Annotated in this window: 10 protein-coding genes; 9 read left to right on the top strand and 1 reads right to left on the bottom strand. The window is 61.1% G+C overall.

What is annotated here, in order from left to right; translation table 11 throughout:
• Position 1: 1 nt before the first annotated feature.
• Both mraY and murD read left to right on the top strand, forming a co-directional pair.
• A complete protein-coding gene (mraY, locus tag RD1_RS15435) occupies positions 2-1,084 on the top strand; it encodes a phospho-N-acetylmuramoyl-pentapeptide-transferase (RefSeq protein ID WP_011569474.1) in 1,083 nt (360 codons plus the stop codon).
• 52 nt (positions 1,085-1,136) lie between these two features.
• Positions 1,137-2,531 (top strand): UDP-N-acetylmuramoyl-L-alanine--D-glutamate ligase, encoded by a 1,395-nt coding sequence (gene murD / locus RD1_RS15430; protein WP_011569473.1) that lies wholly within the window; start codon positions 1,137-1,139, stop codon positions 2,529-2,531.
• A gap of 113 nt (positions 2,532-2,644) precedes the next feature.
• On the opposite strand, the gene RD1_RS15425 is transcribed toward murD, so the two are convergent.
• Entirely contained in the window at positions 2,645-3,817 is a 1,173-nt protein-coding gene (locus RD1_RS15425) for an NAD(P)/FAD-dependent oxidoreductase (RefSeq protein WP_011569471.1), read from the bottom strand.
• Between the two features lie 132 nt (positions 3,818-3,949).
• On the opposite strand from RD1_RS15425, the gene ftsW reads away from it, so the two are divergent.
• The 7 genes from ftsW to RD1_RS15390 all read left to right on the top strand — a co-directional run bounded on the left by ftsW (position 3,950) and on the right by RD1_RS15390 (position 10,723).
• Positions 3,950-5,119 (top strand): putative lipid II flippase FtsW, encoded by a 1,170-nt coding sequence (ftsW, locus tag RD1_RS15420; protein WP_011569470.1) that lies wholly within the window; start codon positions 3,950-3,952, stop codon positions 5,117-5,119.
• A complete protein-coding gene (murG, locus tag RD1_RS15415; RefSeq protein WP_044033194.1) occupies positions 5,116-6,216 on the top strand; it encodes an undecaprenyldiphospho-muramoylpentapeptide beta-N-acetylglucosaminyltransferase in 1,101 nt (366 codons plus the stop codon). The genes ftsW and murG overlap by 4 nt, the downstream gene beginning before the upstream one ends.
• Positions 6,213-7,619, top strand: a complete 1,407-nt coding sequence (murC, locus tag RD1_RS15410) for a UDP-N-acetylmuramate--L-alanine ligase (RefSeq protein ID WP_011569468.1) — start codon at positions 6,213-6,215, stop codon at positions 7,617-7,619. Before murG ends, murC begins: the two co-directional genes overlap by 4 nt.
• A 19-nt stretch (positions 7,620-7,638) precedes the next feature.
• Positions 7,639-7,887: a DUF2484 family protein gene (locus tag RD1_RS15405; RefSeq protein WP_011569467.1), complete on the top strand. Its 249-nt coding sequence runs from the start codon at positions 7,639-7,641 to the stop codon at positions 7,885-7,887.
• A gap of 9 nt (positions 7,888-7,896) precedes the next feature.
• The gene (murB, locus tag RD1_RS15400) at positions 7,897-8,826 is read left to right on the top strand and encodes a UDP-N-acetylmuramate dehydrogenase (RefSeq protein WP_011569466.1); all 930 of its coding nucleotides are present in this window, start codon (positions 7,897-7,899) and stop codon (positions 8,824-8,826) included.
• A 107-nt stretch (positions 8,827-8,933) separates the two neighbouring features.
• Positions 8,934-9,854: a D-alanine--D-alanine ligase gene (locus RD1_RS15395; RefSeq protein WP_050759142.1), complete on the top strand. Its 921-nt coding sequence runs from the start codon at positions 8,934-8,936 to the stop codon at positions 9,852-9,854.
• On the top strand, positions 9,842-10,723 hold the full coding sequence (locus tag RD1_RS15390; RefSeq protein ID WP_044033192.1) for a cell division protein FtsQ/DivIB: 882 nt from the start codon (positions 9,842-9,844) through the stop codon (positions 10,721-10,723). Before RD1_RS15395 ends, RD1_RS15390 begins: the two co-directional genes overlap by 13 nt.
• The last annotated feature ends 1 nt before the right edge of the window (position 10,724 follow it).

Raw genomic sequence — 10,724 nt, 5'->3', positions numbered from 1 at the left:
GATGCTCTATTGGTTAACGCTGCTGTCGGACGGAGGGGATTTTTTCAACCTCTTTCGCTATATCACATTTCGGGCAGGTGGTGCGTTTCTGACGGCATTGATATTCGGCTTTCTGTTCGGACGCCCCCTGATCAACGTGCTGCGGCGCAGGCAGGGCAAGGGCCAGCCCATTCGCGATGATGGCCCCGAGGGGCATTTCGCAAAGGCCGGAACACCAACCATGGGCGGTCTGCTGATCGTCGGGGCGTTGCTGACGTCTACGCTGCTCTGGGCGCGGCTGGACAATCCGTTTGTGTGGATTGTCCTTTTCGTGACCATGTCCTTTGCGATCATCGGCTTCATGGATGATTACGCCAAAGTGTCCAAGCAAACGACGGCGGGTGTGCCGGGCAAGGTGCGCCTGCTGCTGGGGCTGGTGATTGCGGCCATCGCATCCTATTGGGCGGCGCAATATCACCCCGAAGCCCTGCAGAACCGGCTGGCCCTGCCGGTGTTCAAGGATACGCTGATCAACCTGAGCTACTTCTTTGTGCCGTTTTCGGTGATCGTGATTGTCGGGGCGGCGAATGCGGTCAACCTGACGGATGGGCTGGACGGGCTGGCGATCATGCCCGTCATGATTGCGGCAGGCACGCTTGGCGTGATTGCCTATGCGGTGGGCCGTGTCGATTTCACGGATTATCTTGATGTGCACTATGTGCCGGGGACGGGCGAAATTCTGATCTTTACCGCCGGTATCTTTGGCGGGGGCTTGGGCTTTCTGTGGTATAATGCGCCCCCTGCGGCGGTGTTCATGGGCGATACGGGCAGTCTGGCCCTCGGCGGGGCGCTTGGCGCAATTGCGGTGTCTACCAAACACGAAATCGTTCTCGCCATCGTCGGCGGTCTGTTCGTGATCGAAGCGCTCAGCGTTATTATTCAGGTGCTCTACTTCAAGAAAACCGGCAAACGGGTGTTCCTGATGGCCCCGATCCATCACCACTATGAACAAAAGGGCTGGGCGGAAAGCACCATCGTCATCCGCTTCTGGATCATCTCGCTGATCCTCGCGATCATCGGGCTTGCCACGCTCAAGGTGCGGTGATGGCAGATCGTTTCTGGCATGAAACCGCACCCCGCACCCAAGGAGGCCGGGCATGATACCCGTTCAGGGATTGCGTGGCGCAACGGTGGCGGTGCTGGGTCTGGGGCGCACGGGTATGAGTGCCGCGCGCGCTTTGCGGGCAGGGGGGGCGCTGCCGCTGTGTTGGGACGACAACCCGGACGCGCGCGCGCGCGCGCAGCAAGAGGGATTTACCTGCACGCAACTGTCCCGTGTTGCGGATTTTGATGATATCGCCTGCCTGATAGTCAGTCCCGGCATCCCGCATCTTTACCCCGCGCCGAACCCGGTTGTGCGCCTTGCGTTACAGGCCGGGGTGCCCGTGGACAATGACATCGGTCTGTTCTTTCGCTCCTTTGCCACCAATGCTTGGGCGAATTTTGACACCGCCCCGCGGGTCGTGGCCGTGACGGGGTCCAACGGGAAATCGACGACCTCCGCGCTGATCCATCATATTCTGGAACATGTGGGGCGCCCGGCGACCTTGGCCGGAAACATTGGGCGTGGCGTTCTGGACATCGACCCGCCGCATGATGGCGAGGTCGTGGTTCTGGAACTGTCCAGTTATCAGACGGATCTCGCACGCAGTCTGACGCCTGATGTGGCGGTGTTTACCAACCTCTCCGAAGATCATCTGGACCGGCACGGGGGGATGGGCGGGTATTTTGCCGCCAAGCGCCGCCTGTTTGCCGAAGGCGGGCCGGACCGTGCGATCGTTGGGGTTGACGAGGATGAAGGGCTGTTTCTGGCGGGGCAGCTTGCCGAGGGCCGCGCGGATGATCGTGTTATTCGCATTTCGTTTGCGCAAAAGCTGACCGGACCCGGGTGGCAGGTTTTTGCGCGCAAAGGGTTTTTGTCTGAATACCGCAAGGGCAAGCAGATCGCGTCGGTTGATCTGCGGTCTGTTCCGGGCTTGCCGGGCGTGCATAATCACCAGAATGCCTGTGCGGCCTATGCCGTCTGCCGGTCCTTGGGTCTTGCGCCCAAAGTGATCGAGGCGGCGCTGCATTCCTTTCAAGGATTGCCGCACCGCAGCCAGCTGGTCGGGCAAAAGGACGGTGTGCGCTTTGTGAATGACAGCAAGGCGACGAATGCGGATGCCGCGGCCAAGGCGCTGGCGGCCTTTCCATCCATCCGCTGGATCTGCGGTGGGCTGGAAAAGGATGGCGGGATGGACGCCTTGCGCAACGCCAGTGCATCGGTTGTCAAAGCCTATGTCATCGGTCGCGAAGCGGCGGCTTTTGCCATGAAACTCCCCGTCGAGGCCGAGATTTGCACAACCATGGCGCAGGCCGTGGAAAAAGCGGCGCGCGAGGCCGAGGCGGGCGATGTTGTGCTGCTGGCCCCTGCTGCTGCCAGCTTTGATCAATATGACAACTTCGAACAACGCGGCGATGATTTCATGCAAGAGGTCGCCAAGTACCTTTAAAGCGTCGTGCGAAAAACTTGAACCACGCAAAGCTGCCTGAAACCAAGGATTTAAACGCGTTACGTGATACTCGATATTTCCGGTATTTCGTCAGACGCTCTAGCCGCGCATTATCACGCCAGCGCGCGGGCGGTTGCCATGGCGGATGACCACGCCCATTGAAAGTTATATCCGCCCAGCCAGCCGGTGACATCCACGGCTTCACCTATGAAAAACAGGCCGGGAACCTTCTTGGCCTCCATCGTTTTGGACGACAGATCATCGGTATCTATGCCGCCCAAGGTTACTTCGGCCGTGCGGTAACCTTCCGTGCCTGAGGGGTGCAAGGTCCATTTCTCCAGCGCGCCGGCGATGCCGGCGAGTTTTGCGTCGGACTGATCCGCGATGTTACCACCGAGGTCGAGCGTTTGCGCCAGCGTCTCCACCAGCCGCGCGGGCAGGAACTGCGACAGCTCGTTTGTCAGTTTGCGCGCGCCCGACTGGCTGCGTTTTTCTTTTAGGGCCTCAAACAGATTGGTGTCCGGCATCAGGTTCACATCAATCGGGCTGCCCTCACGCCAATAGGAGGACGCCTGCAAGACGGCCGGTCCGGACAGCCCGCGGTGGGTGAACAGAACCGCTTCGTCAAAACTGGTGCCACCCGCGGTTACACGCGCAGGTGCCGCCACGCCCGCAAGCGGGGCAAAACGCCCTTCGGGAAAGGTGAAAGGCACCAGTGCAGGGCGGGTGTCGGTCACGCGCAACCCGAACTGGCGCGCGATATCATAGGCAAGCCCGGTCGCGCCCATCTTGGGGATGGACTTGCCGCCGCTGGCAATCACCAGTGTGTTGCACTGCACCCGGGTGGTCTGCCCGTCCTTCAGGAGGTTGAATTCAAACCCGTTGACAGTCTTTGCAAAGTCCTGCGCTTGCGTTTGCAAATGCAGATCAACACCGTTTTGCTGCATGAGGCCGCGCAGCATCGCGATGATCTCTTTCGCGGAAGTGTCACAGAACAACTGACCCAGTGTTTTCTCGTGCCAGGCAATCCGATGTTGATCAATCAGATCAATGAAATCCCACTGCGTATAGCGCGCCAAGGCGGATTTCGCGAAATGCGGGTTTTCTGACAGGAACGCGTGCGGGCCGCAGTGCATATTCGTGAAATTGCATCGCCCGCCGCCGGAAATACGGATTTTCTCACCGGGCGCGCGGGCGTGATCCACGATCAGAATGCGCCCCGGCGCATAGGCGGCACACATCATGCCCGCAGCGCCTGCGCCAATTATTGCCACATCAACTTGCATGGCGGCCAACTGGCCTGAAACGACGGATAATACAAGGCTTGAGGCTAGCTTTGCACATCAAATCAGGCTATGCTTGCCAGACAGACCCCAAAAATGGGGCGCATCGGCAGTGAATTACTAAGGCAGACATCCATGACGGAAATGGTCTATGGCGCGGTACCGGTTCGTGATGGCGAACCGATCCTCCCCAAGTGGTGGCGGACAATTGATAAGTGGTCGCTGTCCTGCGTGCTTATTCTTTTTTGCATCGGCCTGTTGCTGGGGCTCGCCGCCTCGCCGCCACTGGCTGCCAAAAACGGGTTCGAGCCGTTTCACTACGTGCAGCGGCAGGCGTTTTTTGGGACATTCGCGCTGCTGGCGATGATCATCACCTCCATGATGCTGCCGACGCTGGTGCGGCGCTTGGCGGTGATTGGGTTTATTTGCGCCTTTATCGCGCTGGCCTTGCTGCCTTTCTTTGGCACGGACTTCGGCAAGGGGGCGGTGCGTTGGTATGGGTTGGGTTTTGCCTCTTTGCAACCTTCTGAATTTCTCAAACCCGGTTTCGTGGTCGTCACCGCGTGGATGATGGCCGCCTCGGCGGATCTCAACGGCCCGCCGGGCAAGACGTGGTCCTTTGTCTTATGCATCACGATCGTGCTCATGCTGGCCTTGCAGCCCGATTTCGGGCAGGCTTGTCTGGTCCTGTTCGGCTGGGGGGTCATCTATTTTGTGGCCGGTGCGCCGATGCTTTTGCTTGTCGGCATGGCGGTGCTTGTGGTGGCTGGTGGTGTGCTGGCCTATTCCAACTCGGAGCACTTTGCCCGGCGCATCGACGGCTTTCTCAGTGCCGAAGTCGACCCGACAACACAGCTCGGCTATGCCACCAATGCCATTCAGGAAGGCGGCTTTTTCGGTGTCGGCGTGGGCGAGGGGCAAGTGAAATGGTCCTTGCCCGATGCGCATACCGATTTCATCATCGCTGTCGCTGCCGAAGAATACGGGCTGATCCTCGTGCTGGTGGTGATCGCGCTTTATGCCTGTGTGGTTGTACGCTCCCTGATGCGTCTGGTGCGTGAACGTGACCCGTTCATCCGTCTGGCCGGGACCGGTCTGGCCTGCATGCTCGGTGTGCAGGCGATGGTGAATATGGGCGTGGCGGTGCGGCTGTTGCCTGCCAAAGGCATGACGCTGCCCTTTGTCAGTTACGGGGGCTCATCGGTGATTGCATCCGGCATTGCCGTTGGCATGTTGCTGGCCTTTACGCGCACGCGCCCACAGGGTGAGATCAGCGATCTGTTGTCGCGTGGACGCGCCCGATGAGCGCGCCGCTTTTGTTGATCGCTGCCGGGGGCACGGGCGGGCATATGTTTCCCGCGCAGGCCCTGGCGGAGGCGATGTTGAACCGGGGCTGGCGGGTCAAGCTGACCACGGATGCGCGCGGCGCACGCTACACCGGCGGTTTTCCGCATTCGACCCAGATCGAAGAGATCAGCAGCGCGACCTTCGCGCGCGGTGGTATCGCCGCAAAAATCGTCGCACCGTTCAAGATCGGTGCAGGTGTCTTGCGCGCCTTGCTGAGCTTTCGGCGGGATCGACCGGCCGTGGTGGTGGGTTTTGGCGGATACCCGACAATCCCGGCGCTGGCGGCGGCCTTTTTGATGAAGCTGCCCCGTATGATCCATGAGCAAAACGGCGTCCTGGGGCGGGTGAATACCGCCTTTGCCAGCCGCGTTGATGCCATTGCCTGCGGCACTTGGCCGACGGATTTGCCCGAAGGTGTCGAGGGCTATCACACCGGCAACCCGGTGCGCAAAGCCATCCTTGAACGCGCGGAGGCGGGATACATCTGCCCCGGTGATTATCCGATGGAGGTGCTCGTGATCGGCGGCAGTCAGGGGGCGCGCATCCTGAGCGATGTGATCCCCCCGGCCATCGCGTCGCTGCCCATGGCGATGCTCCGGAACCTGCGCATCAGCCATCAGGCGCGCGATGAAGATCAGGAGAGGGTGGCAAAATACTATGCGGAAAATGGTGTCAGGGCGGAGGTGGAGCCGTTTTTTCAGGACGTGCCGCGGCGCATGACCGAAGCGCAGCTGGTGATCAGCCGTTCGGGCGCATCCTCTGTCGCGGATCTGTCCGTGATCGGGCGGCCCGCCATTCTGATCCCCTATGCGGCCGCGACGGGGGATCATCAGACCGCCAATGCGCGCGGGTTGGTCGAGGCCGGTGGCGCGATCATGGTGCCGGAATCCAAAGCCTCCCCGGAGGCATTGGCCGAACAGATTCATTCCGTGTTGGACAATCCCACCGCAGCGATGCAAATGGCGGCGGCGGCGGCGCGTTTCGGCAAGCCGGAAGCAACCGAGATGCTGGCGCAGATGGTCGAAGGCTTGGCAGAAAAGGGGCAAAAGACATGAATGCAGCGACAAAACTGCCCGGCGATGTCGGGCCGATACATTTCGTCGGCATCGGCGGCATCGGCATGTCCGGCATTGCCGAGGTCTTGCTCAACCATGGGTACCGGGTTCAGGGGTCTGATCTGAAGCCAACACGCATCACGCGCCGCCTCGAAGAACTTGGCGCGCGTGTGTTCGTTGGCCAGCGTCCCGAGAACATTGAAGATGCCGAAGTCATTGTGATCTCCAGCGCGATCAAACCGGGCAATGCGGAACTGGATGCGGCCCGTGCGCGTGGTCTGCCCATCGTGCGCCGGGCCGAGATGCTGGGCGAACTGATGCGCCTGAAATCGAACATTGCCGTTGCGGGCACGCATGGCAAAACCACCACGACCACCATGGTGGCGACCTTGCTGGATGCGGGGGAGTTTGACCCCACCGTGGTCAACGGCGGCATCATCCACGCCTATGGCTCGAACGCGCGCAAGGGCGAGGGTGAATGGATGGTGGTGGAAGCCGATGAAAGCGATGGCACCTTCAATCGCTTGCCTGCGACCATCGCGATCGTGACCAATATCGACCCCGAACATATGGAACACTGGGGGGATTTTGACACGCTGCGTCAGGGGTTCCTCGATTTTGTCTCCAACATCCCGTTTTACGGCGTTGCGGTCTGTTGCACGGATCATCCCGAGGTGCAGGCCTTGGTGGGTAAGATCACCGACCGGCGGGTGATCACCTACGGGTTTAACGCGCAGGCCGATGTGCGCGCGGTCAACCTGCGGTATGCGGGGGGCGTGGCCTATTTCGATGTGGCCCTGCAGGCCGAGGGCACTGTGATCGAGGGCTGCAGCCTGCCGATGCCGGGGGATCACAACGTCTCCAACGCGCTGTCGGCCATTGCGGTGGCGCGCCATCTGGGCATGAAGGCCGAAGTGATCAAAACCGCCCTTGCCGCGTTCGGCGGTGTTAACCGTCGGTTTACCCGTGTGGGCGAAATTGACGGGGTGACGATTATCGACGACTACGGCCACCACCCGGTTGAAATTGCGGCGGTGCTGAAAGCCGCGCGGCAGGCCACGGAGGGCCGCGTGATCGCGGTGCATCAACCGCATCGCTATTCGCGCCTTTCTAGCCTCTTTGACGATTTCTGCGCCTGTTTCAACGATGCGGATGTGGTCGGTATCGCCGAGGTTTACGCCGCGGGCGAAGATCCCATACCGGGTGCTGGTCGCGATGATCTGGTGGCCGGGCTGATCCGCCACGGGCATCGCCACGCACGCGCCGTGGTGGGCGAAGACGATCTGGAACGTCTGGTGCGCGAACAAACCCGCCCCGGCGATATGGTTGTCTGCCTCGGGGCCGGGACGATCAGCGCCTGGGCGAACGGTTTGCCGGCGCGGCTGCAGAAAGGGGCCGCGTGATGGCGCGGGGGTTTCTTTCATGAGCCTGTCTTTGACACTTGCGGCCCTTTGGGCGGTGCTGGCGAATGTCCTTGCGATGTTGCCCAGCCGGGATCACCACTGGCGCACCGCCTATATGCTGATCGCGGTGGGCATCCCGATTGTCGGATATGTTACCGCGCAACATGGTCCATGGGTCGGCATGCTGATCCTTGCCGCCGGGATGTCCGTGCTCAGGTGGCCGGTGATTTATCTTGGGCGCTGGATCAAACGCCGCACGTTGCGCTAACAAGCAAACATGAGTGAGATGCCAAAAGTCCGGGGCCGTCTGACGCAAGCGCGCCCCCTGAGCGATCTGACATGGCTGCGCGTGGGCGGTCCTGCGGATTGGCTGTTTCAGCCTGCGGATGTAGAGGACCTGTCCGATTTTCTGGCGCGCTTGCCAGAAGAGGTCGCGGTTTTTCCCATGGGTGTCGGGTCGAACCTGATTGTGCGCGATGGGGGCTTGCGCTGCGTCGTCATACGCCTCGGGCGGGGCTTCAACCAGATCGATATCTCTGGCACTCGGGTTGTCGCCGGGGCCGCGGCGCTGGATGCGCATGTGGCGCGCAAGGCGGCGGATGCCGGGCTTGATCTGACGTTTCTGCGCACAATTCCGGGCAGTATCGGCGGGGCGGTGCGCATGAATGCCGGGTGTTACGGAAGCTATACGGCTGATGTTCTGGTGGAGGTTCAGGTGGTCAGCCGCACAGGAGAGGTCACGACCCTGGCGGCCCGTGATCTTCAGTTGGGATATCGTCACAGCACGCTGGCCGAGGGGGCCGTTCTGACAAAGGCGGTCTTTGAAGCGCCCCGTGGCGATCCTGAAACTCTGCATGCCCGGATGACGGACCAACTGGCCAGGCGCGACGCCACGCAGCCCACCAAGGAGCGCAGTGCGGGATCGACCTTTCGCAACCCTGCGGGATTTTCATCCACCGGGCGCAGCGACGATGTGCATGACCTCAAGGCGTGGAAGGTGATTGATGACGCGGGCATGCGCGGCGCCCGGCGTGGCGGCGCACAGATGAGCGAAATGCATTCGAACTTCATGGTTAACACCGGGCGGGCAACCGCCGCCGATCTGGAAGGATTGGGCGAAGAGGTGCGAAAAAAGGTTTACGATTCCAGTGGTATCACGCTAGAATGGGAAATTATGCGGGTCGGTGAAAAGTTAAGCTCAGATTAACTCAAATTGATTTAAAATCCGCATGTAAATTGACGGTGAACCGGCGCAAAAGTCGGACAACTAAAAACATGACGGGCCCTGAATGGGCTCATACCAGAGGCACCAAGGTGGGTCAGTCGAGCAGGACACCCCCGAAAGTGGCAGTATTATTGGGCGGACCTTCGGTTGAACGCGAGGTGTCGCTGTCCAGTGGGCAAGCCTGCGCTGCCGCTTTGCGGGACGAAGGATATGATGTCGTCGAAATCGACGCGGGCCATGACCTTGGCGCGCGCCTGATCGACGCAGGCCCGGATGCCGTCTTGAATTGCTTGCATGGCCGGTGGGGCGAGGATGGCTGCGTGCAGGGCCTGCTGGAGTGGATGGGCGTGCCCTACAGCCACTCCGGTGTTTTGGCCTCCGCCCTCGCGATGGACAAGCAGCGTAGCAAGGACGCATTCGTTGCGGCGGGTTTGCCCGTTGTGCCCAGTGTGATTGCCAAGGCCGCTGATGTGCGCATGGGCCACGTGATGCAGCCCCCCTATGTGGTCAAACCCAACAATGAAGGCTCCTCCGTGGGCGTTTACCTCGTTCACGAGGCGGCGAACGGCCCGCCGCAGCTCTCGGAAGATATGCCGCAGGAGGTCATGGTCGAAGCCTTCGCGCCGGGGCGTGAATTGACCACGACGGTTGTGGGGGACCGTGCGCTGACCGTCACCGACATCGTCACAGATGGGTGGTATGACTATGATGCCAAATACAAACCCGGTGGGTCCCATCACGTTGTGCCGGCGGATATTCCTGCTGATATATTCGATCTGTGCATGGACTACGCGCTGCGCGCCCATCACGCCTTGGGCTGTCGCGGTGTCAGCCGCACGGATTTCCGATGGGACGAAACAAAGGGTGCTGCGGGCCTGATCCTGCTGGAGACAAATACCCAGCCGGGTATGACGGCCACGTCGCTTACGCCCGAGCAGGCGGCGGTCACGGGCATGACCTTTGGCAAGCTCTGCGCGTGGATGGTGGAGGACGCCTCATGCGACCGTTGATGCGAAAAAGAGCGTCAGAGCGCGGTGTTGATCCGGCCCCTTCGCGGTGGGCGTGGCGCATGCAGCGCTTGTTGCTGACGCCTGCCTTTCTGCTTTTCTTGCGCGCCGGGGTGCCTGTGCTGCTGCTCTTTGGGGCAGCGACATGGTGGCTTTCGGATGCGGATCGCCGTGCCGCCATCTGGGAAACGGTGGCCGAAGCGCGCGCCAGTTTCGAGACGCGGCCGGAGTTCATGGTGCAACTGATGGCGATTGATGGCGCGACCGATGCGCTGGCCGCTGAAATCCGCAAGGAGGTGCCGCTGGACTTTCCGCTGAGTTCGTTTGATCTCAACCTGAGTGATATGCGCGATCGTATCGTGGCACTTGATCCTGTGAAATCCGCCACCGTACGTATCCGCCCCGGAGGCGTCCTGCACATTGATGTGGAGCCGCGTATGCCAGCGGTCATCTGGCGCAGCGCGCAGGGCCTCACGGCAGTGGATGTAAACGGTATTCACGTCGGCCCGATCGCACAGCGCATGGACCGTCCTGACCTGCCGCTGATCGCCGGGACCGGTGCCACTGAACACGTGAAAGAGGCGCTGGATCTCTATCGCGCGGCGGGTCCCTTGGGGACGCGTCTGCGCGGAATCGTGCGCGTGGGTGAGCGCAGGTGGGACATCGTGCTGGACCGCGACCAGCGCATTCTATTGCCCGAGGACGGCGCGGTCGAAGCGCTCGACCGGGTGATCGCCCTTGATACCGCGCAAGATATTTTAAGCCGCGATGTCAAGCGGGTGGATCTGCGTCTGGGCGCACGGCCCACGGTGAAAATGAGTGACTATGCCACCAACGTCTGGTGGGAAATCCGGCAGGTATCAAGGCAGTAAG

Origin of the sequence: Roseobacter denitrificans OCh 114 (assembly GCF_000014045.1) — a bacterium.
In the GTDB taxonomy this organism is placed as follows: Bacteria; Pseudomonadota; Alphaproteobacteria; order Rhodobacterales; family Rhodobacteraceae; genus Roseobacter; species Roseobacter denitrificans.
The sequence above is the reverse complement of the archived record's forward strand: the minus strand, read 5'-3'. Positions and strand labels throughout refer to the sequence as shown.

Coding starts and splice junctions, on each gene's coding strand:
- murC (WP_011569468.1), top strand. CDS start 6,213: ATGAATGCAGCGACAAAACTGCCCGGCGATGTCGGGCCGATACATTTC.
- RD1_RS15405 (WP_011569467.1), top strand. CDS start 7,639: ATGAGCCTGTCTTTGACACTTGCGGCCCTTTGGGCGGTGCTGGCGAAT.
- ftsW (WP_011569470.1), top strand. CDS start 3,950: ATGACGGAAATGGTCTATGGCGCGGTACCGGTTCGTGATGGCGAACCG.
- RD1_RS15390 (WP_044033192.1), top strand. CDS start 9,842: ATGCGACCGTTGATGCGAAAAAGAGCGTCAGAGCGCGGTGTTGATCCG.
- murD (WP_011569473.1), top strand. CDS start 1,137: ATGATACCCGTTCAGGGATTGCGTGGCGCAACGGTGGCGGTGCTGGGT.
- RD1_RS15425 (WP_011569471.1), bottom strand. CDS start 3,817: ATGCAAGTTGATGTGGCAATAATTGGCGCAGGCGCTGCGGGCATGATG.
- mraY (WP_011569474.1), top strand. CDS start 2: ATGCTCTATTGGTTAACGCTGCTGTCGGACGGAGGGGATTTTTTCAAC.
- murB (WP_011569466.1), top strand. CDS start 7,897: ATGAGTGAGATGCCAAAAGTCCGGGGCCGTCTGACGCAAGCGCGCCCC.
- murG (WP_044033194.1), top strand. CDS start 5,116: ATGAGCGCGCCGCTTTTGTTGATCGCTGCCGGGGGCACGGGCGGGCAT.